This is a genomic window from Pantoea sp. PNA 03-3 (assembly GCF_003201175.1).
Classification (GTDB): Bacteria; Pseudomonadota; Gammaproteobacteria; order Enterobacterales; family Enterobacteriaceae; genus Pantoea; species Pantoea stewartii.
This window is the reverse complement of the sequence record NZ_QICO01000008.1, coordinates 18,777-37,231: the sequence shown is the minus strand read 5'-3', so window position 1 is coordinate 37,231 and position 18,455 is coordinate 18,777. Positions and strand designations below refer to the sequence as shown.

Sequence of the window (18,455 nt, the reverse complement as noted above, 5' to 3'; positions counted from 1 at the left end):
GACGGCACGTAATGTTTGCCTTTTCCTGTACGACAGGCGGCCTTCCCGGCGGTCAGTTTGATTTTGACGTTAACCGGTGTAACTGTTCAAATACCTGTCAGACAACACAACTTTTACAGGAACCGGCATGGCAAAAGCACTGGTGATTTTTCTGCACGGCGTAGGCAGTAACGGCGACGATCTGGCACCTGTCGGCGATTATTGGGCAACCTTGTTACCCGATGTGGTCTTTGCCTCACCGGATGCGCCTTATGCTTTTGAACAGGGCATGGGCTATCAGTGGTTCAGTCTGGCGGGCATTACGTCGGAAAACCGTCCAGGGCGGGTTCGCGAAGCTCGTGAGGCGTTTGACCGCGTTCTGCGTGACCTGATGGCGCAGCATGATATGGCAGAATGCTGGGAGAAGGTCATCCTGGTGGGCTTTTCTCAGGGCTCGATCATGGCGCTAGATCTACTGGCCTCTGGCCGTTATCCCCTGGCGGGCGTGGTGGCATTTTCCGGCCGACTGGCCTTTGACGGCCCACTGACACCACTCGCGCATACGCCAGCCCTGCTGATCCATGGCCGGGCTGATGCGGTGATCCCCGTCAGCGAAAGTGAGTCAGCCGCGGCCCGCCTGAAAGCCGCGGCGGTTCCGGTCGAGGCATTGATTGAGCCACAGACTGGCCACACGATTTCAGCCGAGGGCGCCCTGCACGCCGCCAGCTTCATCGCTCAGTGTCTGCAGGACTGATGGCATCCGGTTTCGCGGCGGCGTTAACCCAACAGGTTAATCAGCGCGAAACCGGCAAAACTCATCAGCAACGAGCCAATGACATGCACCAGCGCGCTGCTCATCGCCCAGAGATATTTTCCGGACTGCAACAGGGTCATTAATTCTGCGGTAAACGTGGAAAACGTGGTGAGCCCGCCACATAAGCCTGTAATGATCAGTAACCGCCAGGCGGGATCGAGCTGGGGATTTTTAATAAACCAGGCCATGGCCCCCCCGATCACAAAGCCGCCAATCAGATTTACCAGCAACGTACCCGGTGGAAGATTGGGGAAAAACGCATTGAAACGCATACCGAACCACCAACGCAGTACACAACCTACGCTGCCGCCCACAATCACAGCGAATAGCGGTTTTAACATCTTATACTCCCGTTAACAGGCATTGTGCAGAAGACGGTGGAGGGTCAGCAAATACCGGCACCTGACGCTCCCGCTCCCACGAAAGGATAAAGGATAGTGTCAGGCGTCATCAGCCGCAGGTGAAACCTGCTGGCGGTTGGGGAAGGTGGAACGCCATCACCTTGCGCAGGCAATCATACGATGCCGTTTTCTGACTGGCAACTCAGACCATGTGAACGCGCGCCCGTGATGTGCGGCTGACATGTAGTGTTAAAAACCCGACGCGGGTAGCCTTAAAAGGGGAGAGAATTCAGGTTTCCCCTTTTTCCGTTTTCCGCTTAAATAAATGACGGCTTTTACGCTTGCCGCGCCCACACAACGATTGTCGCCCCGGGTGAGGCGCTCACGCTTTCTGGAGAATCCTGTGCGCACTGTCATTTTTGATACTGATATCGGCGTGGATGATGCCTTTGCGCTGGCCTATGCCGCGCGGACGCAACATCTGCTGGGCATTACCACGGTATTCGGCAACGTTGCCGTGGGCCAGGCGGTGAAAAATGCGCGGCTCTTTTGCCAGAAAATGGCGATTGACGTGCCGGTGTACCGCGGCTGCGCCCGTCCGCTGGCACGGGAACCGAGCGCACCTGCCAGGCTGCATGGTGAAGACGGTTTAGGGGATGCGTTTGATAATCCGTTTAGCGACGACGCGCCCGGTGCCGTGCAGTTTATTATCGACAGCGTTCGTGCTAATCCCGGCGTCATTACGCTGGTGGCAATCGGCCCCCTTACCAATATCGCCAGCGCCATCAACCAGGCACCGGATATTATCCCGCTGGTCAAAGAACTGGTCATCATGGGCGGCGCCTTTGGTACCGATGGCCACAGCGGGAATGTGACACCGTTCAGTGAATTTAATATCTGGAAGGATCCTCATGCTGCGGATCAGGTCCTGTCCTCGGCCTTGCCGGTTATGCTGATCCCGCTGGATGTTACCCATAAAGTGTTGATCAATAGCGATGAGGTGGATCAACTACAACAGCCGATCCTGCGGGCGATCTGCCGCCCTTATCTGGCGTACAGTCTTGAGAAGGAAGGATTTGCGGGAATGGCGTTGCATGACACGCTGACGATATCCTGGCTGTGTTTGCCCGAGGCATTTACGCTGGTGGAAAGCCCACTGCGGGTGATTACCGAAGGCATCGCCTGTGGTCAGACGGTGCGCCAGATCAGCACGCTGGCTTCCCGTCACAACCCTTTTCGCGATTTGCCCCGACAACGCATCGCATTGGGCGTGGATGCCGACGCCGTGCGTCGCCACTTTTTCCAGTCGCTCTCCGGAACGGCGTAGCGCGTGCGGAGACAGCGCCCCCCGTTGTCTCCGGCTTCAGCGATCAAAATCGATAACGCCCTTAATTAACGCTCGATTGTTGATGACCTGCGCCTCAAAGTGTTCTGCCAGCGTCGAAAACGCGAAACGCCGGTTGAGCATCATATCGGCACGTAACGTCCCGGCCGCCATGAGTTCACGCACCCGATCAAAATCCTCACGGGTGGCGTTACGGCTACCCATGATCGTGCTCTCCTTCTTGTGAAACTCACTGTCAGGAATCACCAAATCCCCTTTATGCAGACCGACATACACGACTGTTCCGCCATGGCGAATCAGGCTTACGGCCGCGTTCATCGCCGCAGGATTGCCTGTGGCATCAAGCACCTTCAACGGCAGCCTGCCATCAAATTCGTTTCGCAGTGAGGTTATAAACGCCGCATCAGCCGGATTGAGTGCACAGAGGCCCAACTGCTGACTGACGTGCTGACGGCGGTAATCACTGGTATCCGCGACCACCACCTGCGCGCCGTTAGCAGCGGCAATGGCGGCAGCCCCCAGGCCGATCGGCCCCGCCCCCACGACCAGCACCTGCTCGCCCTGCGCCACCGCCGCTCGCCGCACCGCGTGGGCGCTGATGGCAAAAGGCTCAATGAGCGCTGCGGCTTCTGGCGCAAGATCGTCCACCACCAGCAGGTTAGCTGCCGGTACGCAAAGATAGTCGCTAAAGCCGCCATCCTGATGGACACCCATCACCGAAATGTTTTCGCAGCAGTTGGTTTTACCGCTGCGGCAGGCATCGCATTCAAAACAGGAGAGATAGGGAATCAGTGCCACCCGCTGTCCTGCGGCTAAATCGTGAACGGCAGCCCCTGTCTCCACCACCTCCGCACAGAGTTCATGGCCGAGGACACGCGGATAGCTAAAAAAGGGTTGGTTTCCTGCCCAGGCGTGAATGTCGGTGCCGCAAATGCCTGCGCTGACGATTTTAAGCAGCGCTTCAGTCGCGGCAGGCCGGGGTTGAGCGCGTGTAGCCCAGACCAGCGAACGCGGTTCTGCGATGACTAAGGCTTTCATAGTGGTCATGGCTACTCTCCGGTTATCAAAAGCGCAGTTATGGCGAATCTGGCTGCGGCACCGTATTCCCCTCTTCTCACTTTGTGAACCAGAACGGCTTTTTTGGGCCTTCAATGGTTTTTAATGCATAAAAAACCGGAGCCCCCGCATGAGCCGCAGCCAAAATTTACGCCATAACGTCATCAACCATATGCTGGAAAGCATCGCCCAGGGCCACGTTCAGTCACCGCTACCACCGCAGGCCGCCCTGGCCGAAATGTTCACAGTCAGCCGCACGACCGTGCGTCATGTGCTGAGTTATCTGCATGAGCGAGGCGTGCTGGAAAAAGTCAAAGACAGCTGGGTTATTGTGCGCGCGCCGGAGGCGCAGGACAGCCTGAACGCGGTGATGCCGCCGATTGATCAACAGGCCAGTCTGGTTGAAAAGCGTTTTTTCGATCTGATCAATCAGCGACAGTTGCAGCCCGGCGATACCTTCAGCGAGCTGCAACTGGCAAAGCAGGCCAATGTCAGCCCGGTGGCCGTGCGCGAATTCTTACTGCATTTTATGCGCTACAACCTGCTGGAACCGGTCAAACGCGGCCACTGGCAGATGAAAAAGTTTTCGCAGACGTATGCGGAAAAGCTGTTTGAGCTACGTGAAATGCTGGAAACCCATGCCCTGACGCGTTTTTTAAACTTGCCCATGGACGATGAACGCTGGATTCAGGCGCGCGATCTACTGGATCGGCACCGATCGATGCGTGAGACCATTGCCAGCAACTATCGCCATTTTGCGGCGCTGGATAAGCAGTTGCACTCGCTGATTCTGTCTGCCGCCAATAACCCGTTCTTTAATCAGTCGCTGGAGATTATTTCCGTTATTTTCCATTCGCACTATCAGTGGGATGAAAGCGATCTGAAGCAGCGCAACATCGTTGCCCTGGAGGAGCATATGGCGATTTTGTCTGCGTTAATCGGTCGCCGGGATGTGGATGCGCTTTGCGCCCTGCACAGTCATCTGGCCACAGCCAAGCGATCCATGATCCGCAGCATTAATCAGTACAATTAAAAACCGATTAAAAACCGCAAAGCATTAGCTCTCGCACGATTTTGAAACAACTTTACAACATCTCTGCTTTATCGCCCTTACTCTTCATCGCAACGCGCCGGCGGCCCTGTGCCGTCGGGCATCCTTAATGCTCACAATAATGATAAATCGCCTGCTCAGGGAGATTGCCATGGAAAACAGATCGGTTATTGATCGTTCAACCTCGCCCGCCGCCGCTGCACCTGATGAGGCGTTTGTGCCGTTGCGCAGTGATATCGTGCGCTCGCCGCGCATCCGTAAAGTTCAGATTACCGCCATGCTGTTGCTGCTGCTTGCCGCCATCATTAACTACCTTGATCGCAGCTCGCTGTCGGTGGCCAATATGACGATTCGTGAGGAGATGGGGCTGAGCGCGACGGAAATTGGCGTGCTGCTCTCGGCATTTTCGCTGGCTTACGGGCTGGCACAACTGCCCGCTGGCGCCCTGCTGGACCGCAAAGGCCCACGTATTATGCTGGGCGTGGGCATGTTCATCTGGTCACTTTTCCAGGCCGCGTCCGGACTGGTGCATAACTTTACTCAGTTCGTGTTGGTGCGCATTGGCCTCGGGATAGGTGAAGCGCCCATGAATCCATGCGGCGTAAAGGTCATCAATGACTGGTTCAATATTAAAGATCGCGGGATGCCGATGGGGATGTTTAACGCCGCCTCGATGATCGGATTATCGGTAGCGCCGCCGATCCTGGCGGCCATGATGCTGCTGCTGGGCTGGCGCGGCATGTTTGTGACTATCGGTATTTTAGGGATTTTCCTCGCGATCGGCTGGTACATGACTTATCGCGACCGTGATAACAACACCTTAAGTGCGGAAGAGATCCATTATCTGCAGGCGGGCAGCGTGGCATCGCGTAAAGCGCCGATCAGCTTTCGTGAATGGCGAGGCCTGTTTAAGCAGCGCACCATGTGGGGCATGATGATTGGCTTCAGCGGCATTAACTACACCGCCTGGCTGTATATTGCCTGGCTGCCGGGTTATCTGCAGTCGACCTATCACCTTGATCTTAAGAGCACAGGCTTACTGGCGGCGATTCCTTTCCTGTTTGGCGCAGCCGGCATGTTGCTCAACGGCTATGTGGTGGATGCGTTAGTGAAACGCGGCTGGGATGCGGTTAAAACCCGTAAGGTGTGCATTGTCAGCGGCATGGTTCTGTCTGCGGGTTTTACCGCCTTCGTCACGCGCGCCACTGAGACCACCAGCGCCGTCACCCTGATTGGCATGGCCCTGTTTTGTATTCACTTTGCGGGGACCTCATGCTGGGGCCTGATCCACGCTAACGTGACCGCGCGCATGACGGCCTCCGTAGGCAGCATTCAAAATTTCGCCAGCTTTATCTTCGCGTCCTTTGCTCCGGTGATTACCGGCTGGATACTGGACACCACGAAGTCCTTCAGCCTGGCGCTGATGATTTGTGCCTGCGTAACCCTGATGGGCGCACTGGCCTATCTGGTGCTGGTTCGCAAGCCCATCACCGACGGAGCCTGACTCAGGTCAGCGCCCTGATGCTCACGCCATGACGGGCGCCGTAACGCTGAATACCGGCGATCGCTGTCCCGACAGTGAGCGGCGGCGGCGCAGGCAGCAGCGGTGCCCGCTCACGGAGCGCCGCGTCAAACTGCGAAACACTGGTGACATCATGAGGAAAACGCGTTTCATCCACACCGACCAGCGCGCCTTCGTCTTTGGCGAAGGTAAGCAACTGCTGCCAGCGGGCGATGTCGGCCAGCCCGATGCTGTCGGCCCCTTGTGAGTACAACAGCATATCGATGTAGCGGAACGGCGGCTGTTTTTCCAGAAAACGCTGCAGCGCATCTGCCGAGGCGGCAGAGGGGAACATCAGCCAGAAGGGAATCGCCTGTTGCTGCATACTGCACCAGGGATCCAGCAATATAAAGCTGTCTACCGTAAGCCGGGTGGGCAGCACGCCTGCCGCCAGATACCAGTCACGGTAGATTTCCGCCACCACAAAACTCAGCGCCTCCGGTTGCTCATAACGAATTTCCATCAGCGTCCAGCATTGAGCTTCTGCCAGTTTTTTCAGAGGAGAGATCAGGTAACCATCCAGCCCCCATTCGGCTTCAGGGACATGATCGGTGATGGCAGGCGGCGTCCAGCTCGCGCGATCAACCCCTGCCCGCGCCAGATATTCCGCAACGCGGGGGCCGCCCTGCAAATACTCGCTTTCCGTTGCCCCACCGGGTGCGCCAAACTGGAAAAACGAACGGTCGCTGGTGCGGGTGACCGGCCACTGGCGCGTGCAGTGATTGATAAACAGGGTCGCGCCTGCGGGCAATCCTCCCAGCAGAAATTCATTAAAGGCGAGTGGCATATCGCGTAATTTAAGCCGGAAAGCCTGCATATTTTCGAGCAGCAGCCGGTCCTGACTCGGATCCTGCCTGTGATGGACCGCCAGCCTTGGCCAGGTGGCCAGCAGCGCCGCGGCCACCGCTTTGCCTTGCTCAAAGCCGGCCTGGGCATCGTCCGGATCGCTGGGTTCCACGCGCACCGGGCACAGAAACGTTTGCGGTAGCCAGGGCGTTCCCATCGCCGCCGCCAGATGGACCAGCGCACCGTTCGATGCGCCGATAAATGCCGCCGGATACTCGCGCTGCGGGTAGGCACTCACCATCCATTCGGCGATGCCTTCCACATCCAGCTCACCCGCCTGTTTCGGGCTGATTCCGTCCGCCTGGCCACTTATCGCATGGCCCCATTCACGTAACCGGCTCGGTAGTCGATCCAGTGAAGGCAGTAACCGGTCCAGCATCGATGACGAACGGGTAAGGGGCTCATCGCGTAGTGCACTTGCCAGAGCCAGCAGCATGGTTGCTGCGGAATCAAAGCGGGCGATGCCCTTCGGCGGTTTACTCATCGGCGTTCTCCTGCTGAATACGGGCCAAAAAGGGTCGGATCGCATGGCAGAAGCTCCATGGATAGACATAGTGCAGCCGGTGGGTACCGCCGCGCAGGGTGATTTTTTCACACTGAGGCAACAGCCCCGCCAGCTCATCCAGCCAGCGCGCCGGACAAACCGGGTCCCGCGAACCCCGGAGCAACAATGTGGGGGCCGTCAGATACGTCAGATGGTATTCAATCGGATCGTTAAGCATGGCGCGCAGCGTGCCAAATACACGGGGGAGACCGGCTTTCGCCCAGTCGATGCGGGCCAGCGGGTCAGGTGAACGGTGGGCTTCCAGTCGGCTGTTGCGCCAGCCGCGCCAGAGCTGGCGCAACAGGCTTCGCGCATGGCGATCGGCTGTGGGTCCCTGTAGCACCAGTCCGGCCACGGCGTCCGGGTGTTTATCCGCCAGCGCCGCCAGCACCTGACAGCCAAAGGCGCTGCCGACCCAGATTGCCCGCCGGAAACCATTGTGCTGGAGCCACTGCCACAGGATATCGGCCAGTTCACTGACGGAAAGCACCGGTGCCGATGCGGGCAACGCGCTACCGCCAAAGCCGGGCAGGTCGGGGACCAGCACGTGATAGTCCCGACCCAGCGCGAGGGCCAGCGCCTCCATCGAACGGCCTGACATCGCCAGACCGTGAAGCAGGACGACAGGTAAACCATGAGGTGCGTCGGGCGTCACGCGGGTGAACATGCGCCAGTCACCGATCTGTTGATAGTAACCCGCCAGCCCCGCATGGTGACTACGCGGTGAAACAGGCGGCGTTTGTTTCATTTGCTGCCAGCGCTTCGCGCCCCACAGCACTGCGCCTATACCTAAACCAACCCCTGCGGCCACGGCTATGCCCTGTCGCCTTTTACACCGGATGGTACGCCTCATCAGCTGCTCCTGTTCCTGGGTACTTATTGAGTGTAGGACGGGATCGGCAGAGAGGCAGTGAATACACTGCGTCAGGCGACAGGGTTACGCAGGCAACCGATTTTTTCTATCTCGACTTCCACCACGTCCCCACGGAACATGAACAGGGGCGGCATCCGTTTTTTCCCTACGCCGCCGGGGGAGCCGGTGATAATGACATCGCCGGGTGATAGCGGACTGAAGGCAGAGATATATTCGATAATGCTGGCGACCGGATGCACCATGCTGGCGGTGGTATCGTTTTGCACTTCACGACCGTTCAGTCGGGTTTTAATCGATAACTGTTGGGGATCAGGAATCTCGTCCGCAGTCGTCATCCAGGGGCCAAATCCTCCGGTCTGCGGCCAGTTTTTCCCGGCGGTAAACCAGGTAAACTGCATGTCGCGCACGGTGGCATCCATAAAGCAGCTGTAACCCGCAATGACGTCCAGCGCGTCGGCGGCCTTAACCCGATGCGCCGGTTTACCAATAATCACCGCCAGCTCACCCTCGTAATCGAATTCCTGGGTAGTCAGCGGTTTTTGCAGCGGTTGCTCATGGCCGGTCAGTGAATCAGCAAAACGGATAAATAAGGTTGGCGCGTCCAGCGTTGCGGCAAACTCCTGGCGTTTATCTGCGTAGTTCATTCCTACGCAGAAAATTTTTCCAGGCTGCTCAATAACGGGAAGAAACTGCACGGCGGAAAACGCGTGATCGACGGGCATGTTCTGAAAGGCGGCAAGATCGGCCAGAGAAGAACGTGTCAAAAAGGTTTTTAAATCCGGGCAGGCTTTGCCCAGGCGCATCCCGACATCGATCACGCCCTGTTCCCGTACGATACCCACGCTTTTTTTCCCCTGAGCGGGAAGATAAAAACTGCATAACTGCATTGCTGCCTCTTTTATTATGTCGGGCGATCCACCCGTGTTGAGAATAAATCGGCGCGCAGAGTAGCAAAAAACATGACGGAAATCGTACTGCGATTGGCACAGTGGATGTCCAGATGTATCACAGTATGTCAGGCGGAATGCGAGACCAGTGCAGGCTGAACAGAGAGGCGGAGACAGGCGAGAAGAACGACAAAATGAGGTGATAATCACCGGTCATTCCCTGACCGCGACTATCGAGGGTAAAACGTGGCGCTTAGTTCAGCGCACCGGGTGGTACGTGTTTAAAGGTTTCCACATACGCGTGAAACACGTACTTAAAAAAACGTTTCATACAGCATCCAGTTAAAAATTTGTTGAATAACTACAGGAAAAGTATAGCCCCTGCTGTTTTAATCAGCAATAAATTTTGAACCAGATCACAAAATACGATTTTGCGGGCGTTACTGAAACAGCCCGAGATGCTCGGTGAGGATGGTGGAGCCGATGGCGATGAGGACCAGTCCGCCCAGCACTTCGGCCCATTTACCTAAAACAGGCCCAATGAAGCGGCCGACCAGCACACCAGTGGTAGCCATAACGGTAGTGGCGGCACCGATTGTCAGAGCCGTGGTGACGATATTAACCTGAAGGAAGGCCAGCCCCACGCCAACCGCCAGCGCATCCAGGCTGGTGGCAACGGCGGTCGCCGCCAGGACCATAAAACCATGGCTTTGCGGCGCTTCGCACGGTTCAGACGCCGTTTTACGGAAGCCTTCCATCATCATTCGGGCACCCAGGAAAGCCAGCAGGAAAAAGGCTATCCAGTGATCCCACGCGGCAACATACTGGCTGGCAGCAAGACCCAATGCCCAGCCGATCAGCGGCGTCAGGGCTTCGATACAACCGAAAATCAGACCGGTGCGCACGGCTTCTTTCAGGCCCGGGCGATGCAAGGTCGCACCCTTGCCCAGCGCAGCAGCAAATGCGTCCATCGACATTCCAAAAGCAAGAATCAGGGTGGCGATAAAGGTCATGATTTGTTCACTTGGGATGAAAAGCCAGCATTTCGTGCTGAATTCATCACACATATGGCTCGGTTATTAAAAAGTGCGCGCAGTCTATCACGCAATAATCGTTATAAAAAGACAATAAAATCAGGGATTTAAGTATAGCAAAGGCTATAACTCATAACAATCGCTATGAATGTCTCTAAGTTAATGTCATTTAAGCCTTTTCTTTGCAATGCACAGCGTGACTTCCTGCCCTGAACAGTCCGTCATTGAACCTTCCCGCGGAATGCCGGAAAATGGCGGGCTGGTAAATACGGAATTTTTGTCCATGACTAACCCCTTCGAATCCCTGATCATTCCCGGCGGCATTTTACTGTTGGGCTTTCTCTCTGCCCTTCTGCTTCCCGCTCCCGCGTTTAGCCTGGCCGTCGCGCAGCACCTGCAACAGATGTTCCATCTGCAGGACCTTAATCAGCTTTATACCGTGGTCTTTTGCCTGTGGTTTTTACTTCTGGGCGCGCTGGAGTTTTTTGTTATTCGCTTTATCTGGCGCCGCTGGTTTCGGGCGTAATCACGCCGTCAGGGCGACATCTGCCTGCTGCCCCTCTTTTTTTAAAAGACTGAATTACTGAGAGGCTGGCGGTGGTGAACCTTTGATCATGCAAAGCGTCAGCGATGCGGCGCGCTTCCTTGCCGTCGGTCAGTCACCTGGCTGGCTCTGAGGTCACAAAAATGTAACATTTGTTTTACAAGATAGCCTTCGCCGCCTTATCGATTAAAAATTCAACGCAAAGAATAAATTTCAATAATCCCTTTTTTTCATTAGGTTAGATTATTCCTTTCGCTAAGTGACATTTTCATACCGCACCATCATGGGGCAATCCCGCAACATCCTCTTTTACTTAACCCGTTGAGTTAGCTGCAAAAAAGGCTTATGGCGCGCCTGTTATTATGATTCTTTCTTATGCTGAATCATTTCTGCATTTAAAAAATAAACAAATGTTTAATTCGAACGCGAGAATGTTATATTTGGGCAACAAAGCATAACGTTCAGTTAACTCGTTATCGTCGCTTTAACCTATACCTGAGTCTTAACCCGGAAATAGCGCAACGCGCTCGACAGAAGCGTGACTATTTCGCCTGCAACACTGTTGAGCTTCAGGTCAACAGAAGAGGAGATGTCGCCTCATGTGCAAATCAGCTGTAAATCTTGCGCTCACAATGAGTGTTAGCGGAAAGGACACCACCGGGGCGCAGGAGCGTAAAGACGTCGATGTGCTACTCATTGGCGCTGGCGTCATGAGCGCCACCTTAGGCACCTGGCTGCAGGATCTTGAGCCAGACTGGTCCATTGAAATGGTGGAACGGCTGCCGCATGTGGCGGAAGAGTCCTCTAATGGCTGGAACAATGCCGGTACAGGCCATGCCGCGCTGGCCGAGCTGAACTATACGCCGCAGAGAGCTGACGGCAGTATCGATATCGCGAAAGCCATTGCGATTAACGAAGCCTTCCAGATTTCTCGCCAGTTCTGGGCCTATCATGTCCAGAAAGGCAATCTGCATACGCCAAAAAGCTTTATCCACAGCACACCGCATATGAGCTTTGTCTGGGGCGATGACAACGTTAACTTCCTGCGCAAACGCTTTAACGCATTACAGAAAAGCACTTTGTTCCGTGGCATGGCTTACTCTGAAGATCCACAGCAAATCGCGAAGTGGATTCCGTTGGTGATGAAAGGCCGTCCCGCCAGTCAAAAAGTGGCCGCGACCTGGACCGATATGGGCACCGACGTCGATTTCGGTGAAGTGACGCGTCAGTTGATTGCCTCACTGGAGAAAAAAGCCAGTTTCCGTTTGCGCATGAGCCAGGAAGTTCGCGACATTACACGCCTGAACGATGGTCGCTGGCAGGTTACCCTTGTCAGCCTGACAGACGGTTCACGTCGTACGTTAACCGCCGGTAAGATTTTCATTGGCGCAGGCGGTGCGGCGTTGCCGTTGCTGCAGAAGGCTGGCGTTCCCGAAGCCAATGGCTATGCGGGCTTCCCGGTCGGCGGCTCTTTCCTGGTGACCGAAAATCCCGATGTTGTGAAACAGCATATGGCGAAGGTCTATGGTAAAGCGAGCGTCGGTGCGCCGCCAATGTCCGTGCCGCATGTGGACACGCGCGTTCTGAACGGCAAACAGGTTCTGCTGTTTGGGCCGTTCGCGACCTTCTCGACCAAGTTCCTGAAGCAGGGTTCGCTGCTGGACATGTTTGCCTCGCTGAACAGTACTAACCTTATGCCGATGATCAAAGTCGGACTGAAAAGCTTTGATCTGGTGAAGTACCTGATGGATCAGGTTCTGCAAAGCGACCGTGACCGGATGGACGCGCTGCGCGCCTATGTTCCGCAGGCGAAGCAGGAAGACTGGCGTCTGGTGACCGCAGGTCAGCGCGTGCAAATCATCAAGAAAGATGAAAAAGAAGGCGCGGTATTGCGTCTGGGCACAGAAGTGGTGTCGTCGGAAGATGGCTCGATCTCGGCACTGCTGGGTGCTTCGCCGGGCGCCTCAACAGCGGCACCGATCATGCTGGAACTGCTGCACAAGGTCTGTCCAGAGCAGATGGCGTCACCGGAATGGCAAAATAAAATTCGTGCCGTTGTGCCGTCCTGGGGCCGCAAACTTAACGGTGACGTCGCCCTGACTGAAAAAGTGCTGGCTGAAACCAGCCGCGTCCTGCAACTGCCGTATACGCCTGTAACGCCGGTGGCCGCGAATGACGAAGGCCGTGAAACTGCCTACGTCGTCGGTAAATAACCGTCTTCTACCTGTCTGAGGCCTCGCTTGCGAGGCCTTTTTGTTTGCCGCTTGCCTGGTTGACTCCCCCATTCTCTATTAGGGTTAGTGCATCGTCTGACGTAATGCAGGAGAAAATGGCATGGCTCAACCGAACACGGCACACGAACTCACGTTACTTGATCGCTACTGGCGCGCCGCTAACTATCTGTCTGTCGGGCAGATTTATTTGATGGACAATCCGCTGTTACGCGAGCCATTGAAGCCAGAGCATATTAAACCGCGCTTACTGGGCCACTGGGGCACCACGCCCGGACTGAATTTTATCTATGCCCATCTGAACCGGATTATTCGTCAGCGCGACCTCAACCTTATTTATGTCTGTGGTCCCGGCCATGGCGGGCCTGGCATGGTTGCGAATACCTGGCTTGAGGGGAGCTATAGCGAAATCTATCCGCATATCCGTCAGGATGCCGACGGCATGCAGAAGCTGTTTAAACAGTTTTCCTTTCCGGGCGGAATTCCCAGTCATGCGGCACCCGAAACCCCGGGCTCGATCAATGAAGGTGGAGAGTTAGGCTACTCACTTTCTCATGCCTTTGGCGCTGTCTTTGATAACCCCGATCTGATCGCGCCCTGCATCATTGGCGACGGCGAAGCCGAAACCGGGCCGCTGGCCTCCAGCTGGCACGGGATTAAGTTTCTTAATCCCCAGCGCGACGGTGCCGTGCTGCCCATTCTGCATCTGAATGGTTATAAGATTGCGAATCCAACGATTCTGGGCCGCGCCAGTGACGACGATCTGCGTCAGCTGTTTCGCGGTTACGGGTATGAACCGCTGTTTGTCTGCGGTCATGAACCTGAAGAGATGCATCCGTTGATGGCCGACACGCTGGATCGCGCTTTTTCAGAGATTGCCGGCTTTCAACAGGCCGCCCGGCAGGGCTCACCAATGAAGGCCATTCCCCGCTGGCCGATGATTATCCTGCGCAGCCCTAAAGGCTGGACCGGGCCGAAAACGGTAGACGGCAAGAAAGTGGAAGGTTTCTGGCGGGCGCACCAGGTGCCCGTAGCGGCCTGCCGCGAAAACGAAGACCACCGTAACATTCTGGAGAACTGGCTGCGCAGCTATCAGCCTGACGATCTGTTTGATGAACAGGGGCGGCTTAAGCCGGAACTGCAGGCGCTGGCCCCACAGGGCGACAAACGTATGGGCGCGTCCCCGTTTGCCAACGGTGGTTTACTGCGCCGTGAATTAGTTACGCCTGATATTCGCGAATTTGCTTTCGATACACAGCAGCCCGGCTCGCAGGCCGGACAGGCAACTGAACAGTTTGGCCGTTATCTTAACGCCCTGTTCCAACGCAATCGGGACAATTTCCGCGTGTTTGGTCCGGATGAAACCGCCTCTAACCGTCTGACGCCGGTATTTGACACCACCAGCCGCACCTGGCTTGAAGCTATTGAGCCTTATGATGAGCAGTTGGCCCCCGATGGTCGGGTAATGGAAATTCTCAGTGAACATCAGTGTCAGGGCTGGCTGGAAGGATATCTGCTTACCGGCAGGCACGGATTATTTAACTGCTACGAAGCCTTTATTCACATCATTGACTCGATGTTCAACCAGCATGCCAAATGGTTAAAGGTGACACGCAAGCTGGGCTGGCGTCAGCCCATCTCCTCGCTTAACTATCTGCTGTCTTCTCACGTCTGGCGTCAGGATCATAACGGTTACAGTCATCAGGATCCGGGCTTTATCGATCACGTTGCCAATAAAAAAGCCGACATCGTGCGTATTTACCTGCCGCCCGATGCAAATACGTTGTTATGGGTGGGCGACCACTGTCTGCGAACATGGGACCGCATCAACGTGATTGTGGCCGGCAAACAGCCTGCGCCGCAGTGGCTGGACATGGACAGCGCCATCGCCCATTGCGAGGCCGGAATGGGTGAATGGCACTGGGCCGGCACAACCCCGCAGGGCGCAGAGCCGGATGTGGTGATGGCCTGCGCGGGTGATGTGCCCACCATGGAAACGCTGGCGGCCGTCGATCTGCTGCGAAGTTATCTGCCGGACCTGCGCATTCGGGTGGTTAACGTGGTAGACCTGCTGGCGCTGCAAACGCAGAAACAGCATCCTCACGGCAAGTCAGAAGAGGCGTTTGATGCGCTGTTTACCGCAGACAAGCCGGTGATTTTTGCCTTCCATGGTTACCCCAGTCTGATCCACCGGCTGACCTATCAACGCAATAACCATCGTAATTTCCATGTGCATGGCTTTAATGAAGAGGGCACAACTACCACGCCTTTCGACATGACGGTGCTGAACGAGCTGGATCGCTATCATCTGGCGCTGGCGGCTATCAGGCATATCCCGGGACTTGCCGATCGCCATCCTGAACTGCCTGACGATCTGCAGCAGCGCCTGGCAGAGCATCATCGCTATGTACGGGTCTATGGCGAAGATGTGCCGGAGGTGCAGAACTGGAAGTGGCCCTCCGCCAGCGCCCCCGGCGCACCGGACTAAACCGCTTTCAGGGCATCGGCCAGCATCCAGATCGTCGTTACCACCAGTGACAGCGCCATCAGGCTGTTGAACAGCTGGCGTTTCCAGGCGATTTGCAGGTGACCGCGCAGGCGGTCACCTAACGCCGCCCACAATAATATGCAGGGCAGGTTGAGCAGCATAAAACTCGCCATCACGATCAGGACGTGACTGTTGGCGCTGTACAACAGCGCCACGTTGCTGGCCATTAACCAGGCTTTAGGATTCACCGCCTGAAAGCAGGCACCGCCGAGAAACGTCATCGGCTGAGGCTTGTGCCGGGCCTCAGGTGCAGCTGCACGAAATATTTTCCAGGACAGCCACAGCAGATAGCTACATCCCACCAGCGTAAGCGGCAAGCGGATGGATGCCATCCAGTGCAGCAACAGCTCCAGTGTCATGCCCGCAATAACCGTTTGCAGGCCGCATCCAAGTAAAATGCCAAACACCATCGGCAGCGTCCGGCGCATACCAAAATTCACGCCGGAAGTGGCAAGCAACAGGTTGTTAGGACCCGGCGTAATCGACATCACGGTGACATAACTGAAAAAAGAGGGATCAAGCATCATGGTATTCCTGACAGGGAGACAGAGCACCATGCTACGTTGCGAAAAGTGATGGTAACAGGGACAGGAAATGGCTATTTTGATGGGTACAATCACGCTGATGTCAAACTGTACCTGTCGTGCCAGGAGGCAATTGTGTCCCTTGAAATTCAGCCTGAACAAACGCTTTACCAGCAACTGGCCGATAGCTTCGCAGAGGCCATTCATCAGGGTACTCTCAAGCCTGGTAAGCGCTTACCGGCTATCCGTCGCGTCGCCCAGTCGCACCAGGTGAGCGTGAACACCGTGCTGAATGCCTGGCAGCTGCTGGAGAACCGTGGCCTGATTGAGGCACGACCGCAATCAGGCTATTACGTGCGCGGCGTCCTGCCTGTGGTCACCCGGCATACTCAGCACGCTGCTCGTGTGATACGCGATCCCAGCAACGAAAAGCTGGATTTGATCGATAAAGTGTTCGCCGCGCAGAATCATCCTGATTACATCAATATCTCGCTGGCCTGCCCGCAGGACAGCGAACTGTTCCCCTCGGCCCGGTTAGCCCGCATCACCGCCTCATTGCTACGACGCAATCCCAACCTTATCGGTCGCTATGCGCTTCCGCCCGGTAGTGAGCGCTTACGGGAGGAGATTGCGCGACGCGCATTACATGCGGGTCAGTCACTCACCGCCGATGATATCACCCTCACCCATGGTTGTATGGAGGCGTTGCAGCTGGCATTGCGCGCGGTGACGCAGCCCGGCGACTGCGTAGGGCTGGAATCACCTACCTACTTTTTTTTGTTCCCTTTGCTGGCTTCACTCGGCCTCAAAGCGCTGGAAATCCCCACCGATCCGCAGCGTGGTTTGTCGCTGGATACGCTGGAAATGCTGCTGCAGGAAGAGCGACTTCAGGCGATTGTGGCGATGCCCACGGCACAAAATCCGCTGGGTTACTGTATGAGCCTGCCCGACAAGAAAAGGCTCGCAAGGTTGGTAAATACTTACAAAGTGCCGCTCATTGAAGACGGCCTTTACGATGAATTGCAGTTTGACTGGCCGCTTTCCCCTGCCGTGAAGGCCTTTGACGAGCAGGGCTGGGTTTTATACTGCACCAGCTTTACCAAAACCGTTGCGCCGGATTTCCGTGTCGGCTGGATTGCGGCCGGACGCTTCCACGATGCTATCGCACGGCTTAAAGCCGTGTCATCGATGGCGGAGTCCGCTCTGCTGTCAGAGACGCTGGCAGAGTTTCTTGCCAATGGCGGTTATGACCATCATCTGCGTAGCCTGCGGCGCTGTTATGCCAGCAATCTGGATGAGGCGCGAGGGTTAATTGCCCAGCATTTTCCCCAGGCCACGCAGGCCACGTTGCCGCGCGGCGGCTTTGTTTTTTGGGTGGAACTGCCGGGCAACGTGAACACGACCGAGATGTTCTCTCGTCTGCTGAAAGAGCAGATCTGCGTGACGCCCGGCGCGCTGTATTCGCTGAGTGAGCGCTATAACCATGCACTGCGCCTCTCGTGCTGCTATCCGTTTACCGATCGCTACATTCGCGCTATCGCCCGCGTCGGTGCCATCGCCTGTGAACTTGCGGGCCTGCCGCCGGGTCGGGCTCAGGGCGTTCCGTTCCGTCCCCAGATTGTATAACCATGACGTTCAGTCAGACGCTCGTAATAGGTCCGGACAGCCGGCAGGTCGGGATGATCCAGCGGGGTTTCAAACCAGCGGTTCACGGCAAGGCCAATCGGGATATCCGCCAGCGTGAAGTTGCGTCCGGCGACATAGCGACCGGTGTGCTCCAGCTGCTGGTTGAGAATCCCCATGGTATGGGACCAGCCTTTGCAGGCCGCAGCTAACAGGCGGGGATCCTGATGCGCGGGCGAATGGCGCACCAGCGACATAAAGGCATAGCGCCACGAGGTGTTAAGTTCGGTTGATTGCCAGTCCATCCACTGATCCACCGGCGCGCGCGCGCGCGGATTTTCCGGGTAAAGCCACTCGCCGCCATAGGCCGTGGCCAGATAGCGCAAAATAGCGTTGGATTCCCACATGACAAAGTCGTCGTCGAGTAATACCGGGATCATGGCATTGGGATTAAGCGCCATAAATTCTGGCGAGTGAGTGGATTTGAAACCTTCGCCCCACTCTTCGCGTTCGTAAAGCAGGTCCAGCTCGTCACACAGCCATAATACTTTGCGCACATTGATTGAGGAGGCGCGTCCAAGAATTTTTAACATAGCAGGCTCCATCCGGTTGCTTAACTTATTCATAGCCCTGTTAACTGACATAAGCAATTG

At 56.1% G+C, this 18,455-nt stretch carries 17 protein-coding genes and 1 riboswitch; of the genes, 8 read left to right on the top strand and 9 right to left on the bottom strand.

Features of this window, described 5'->3' with window-relative positions; translation table 11 throughout:
• The first annotated feature begins 127 nt into the window (after positions 1–127).
• Entirely contained in the window at positions 128–733 is a 606-nt protein-coding gene (locus C7433_RS18620; protein WP_110268697.1) for an alpha/beta hydrolase, read from the top strand.
• A gap of 23 nt (positions 734–756) precedes the next feature.
• On the opposite strand, the gene crcB is transcribed toward C7433_RS18620, so the two are convergent.
• Positions 757–1,134, bottom strand: a complete 378-nt coding sequence (gene crcB, locus C7433_RS18615; protein WP_006121140.1) for a fluoride efflux transporter CrcB — start codon at positions 1,132–1,134, stop codon at positions 757–759.
• Positions 1,135–1,227: 93 nt separating this feature from the next.
• Positions 1,228–1,304, bottom strand: a riboswitch (Fluoride riboswitch).
• A 233-nt stretch (positions 1,305–1,537) separates the two neighbouring features.
• Between crcB and C7433_RS18610 the strand changes: the two genes are divergently transcribed.
• Entirely contained in the window at positions 1,538–2,461 is a 924-nt protein-coding gene (locus C7433_RS18610; RefSeq protein ID WP_054632907.1) for a nucleoside hydrolase, read from the top strand.
• Positions 2,462–2,497: 36 nt separating this feature from the next.
• Here C7433_RS18610 and C7433_RS18605 read toward each other — a convergent pair whose 3' ends face one another.
• The gene (locus C7433_RS18605) at positions 2,498–3,526 is read right to left on the bottom strand and encodes a zinc-binding alcohol dehydrogenase family protein (protein ID WP_039342818.1); all 1,029 of its coding nucleotides are present in this window, start codon (positions 3,524–3,526) and stop codon (positions 2,498–2,500) included.
• 139 nt (positions 3,527–3,665) lie between these two features.
• On the opposite strand from C7433_RS18605, the gene C7433_RS18600 reads away from it, so the two are divergent.
• Positions 3,666–4,568, top strand: a complete 903-nt coding sequence (locus tag C7433_RS18600; protein WP_054632905.1) for a GntR family transcriptional regulator — start codon at positions 3,666–3,668, stop codon at positions 4,566–4,568.
• A 169-nt stretch (positions 4,569–4,737) separates the two neighbouring features.
• Positions 4,738–6,090: an MFS transporter gene (locus C7433_RS18595; protein ID WP_199227868.1), complete on the top strand. Its 1,353-nt coding sequence runs from the start codon at positions 4,738–4,740 to the stop codon at positions 6,088–6,090.
• Between the two features lies 1 nt (position 6,091).
• On the opposite strand, the gene C7433_RS18590 is transcribed toward C7433_RS18595, so the two are convergent.
• From C7433_RS18590 to mntP, 5 genes are all read right to left on the bottom strand, one after another.
• Positions 6,092–7,477 (bottom strand): hypothetical protein, encoded by a 1,386-nt coding sequence (locus C7433_RS18590; RefSeq protein ID WP_110268696.1) that lies wholly within the window; start codon positions 7,475–7,477, stop codon positions 6,092–6,094.
• Positions 7,470–8,390 (bottom strand): alpha/beta fold hydrolase, encoded by a 921-nt coding sequence (locus tag C7433_RS18585; protein ID WP_172913593.1) that lies wholly within the window; start codon positions 8,388–8,390, stop codon positions 7,470–7,472. Before C7433_RS18585 ends, C7433_RS18590 begins: the two co-directional genes overlap by 8 nt.
• Before the next feature lie 71 nt (positions 8,391–8,461).
• Positions 8,462–9,298 carry a fumarylacetoacetate hydrolase family protein gene (locus C7433_RS18580; protein ID WP_110268695.1) on the bottom strand — a complete coding sequence of 279 codons (837 nt, stop codon included), beginning with the start codon at positions 9,296–9,298 and terminating at the stop codon, positions 8,462–8,464.
• A gap of 253 nt (positions 9,299–9,551) precedes the next feature.
• Entirely contained in the window at positions 9,552–9,629 is a 78-nt protein-coding gene (gene azuC / locus C7433_RS24160) for a stress response protein AzuC (RefSeq protein WP_112900613.1), read from the bottom strand.
• Positions 9,630–9,738: 109 nt separating this feature from the next.
• Positions 9,739–10,311, bottom strand: coding sequence for a manganese efflux pump MntP (gene mntP, locus C7433_RS18575; RefSeq protein ID WP_033738352.1), 573 nt, complete (start codon positions 10,309–10,311; stop codon positions 9,739–9,741).
• Between the two features lie 304 nt (positions 10,312–10,615).
• On the opposite strand from mntP, the gene C7433_RS18570 reads away from it, so the two are divergent.
• The 3 genes from C7433_RS18570 (at position 10,616) to C7433_RS18560 (ending at position 15,595) form a co-directional block, all read left to right on the top strand.
• Positions 10,616–10,858, top strand: a complete 243-nt coding sequence (locus C7433_RS18570; RefSeq protein ID WP_033738354.1) for a DUF1158 domain-containing protein — start codon at positions 10,616–10,618, stop codon at positions 10,856–10,858.
• 617 nt (positions 10,859–11,475) lie between these two features.
• Complete coding sequence (gene mqo, locus C7433_RS18565; RefSeq protein ID WP_033738313.1) at positions 11,476–13,089, top strand: malate dehydrogenase (quinone); 1,614 nt, start codon at positions 11,476–11,478, stop codon at positions 13,087–13,089.
• 121 nt (positions 13,090–13,210) lie between these two features.
• Entirely contained in the window at positions 13,211–15,595 is a 2,385-nt protein-coding gene (locus C7433_RS18560; RefSeq protein ID WP_033738315.1) for a phosphoketolase, read from the top strand.
• Here the strand turns inward: C7433_RS18560 and C7433_RS18555 are convergent.
• Positions 15,592–16,179 carry a LysE family translocator gene (locus C7433_RS18555; RefSeq protein WP_033738356.1) on the bottom strand — a complete coding sequence of 196 codons (588 nt, stop codon included), beginning with the start codon at positions 16,177–16,179 and terminating at the stop codon, positions 15,592–15,594. The genes C7433_RS18560 and C7433_RS18555 overlap by 4 nt on opposite strands.
• A 135-nt stretch (positions 16,180–16,314) precedes the next feature.
• Between C7433_RS18555 and C7433_RS18550 the strand changes: the two genes are divergently transcribed.
• Positions 16,315–17,805, top strand: coding sequence for a PLP-dependent aminotransferase family protein (locus C7433_RS18550; RefSeq protein ID WP_110268745.1), 1,491 nt, complete (start codon positions 16,315–16,317; stop codon positions 17,803–17,805).
• On the opposite strand, the gene C7433_RS18545 is transcribed toward C7433_RS18550, so the two are convergent.
• Positions 17,772–18,395: a glutathione S-transferase family protein gene (locus tag C7433_RS18545; RefSeq protein ID WP_033738317.1), complete on the bottom strand. Its 624-nt coding sequence runs from the start codon at positions 18,393–18,395 to the stop codon at positions 17,772–17,774. The genes C7433_RS18550 and C7433_RS18545 overlap by 34 nt on opposite strands.
• Positions 18,396–18,455: the final 60 nt, after the last annotated feature.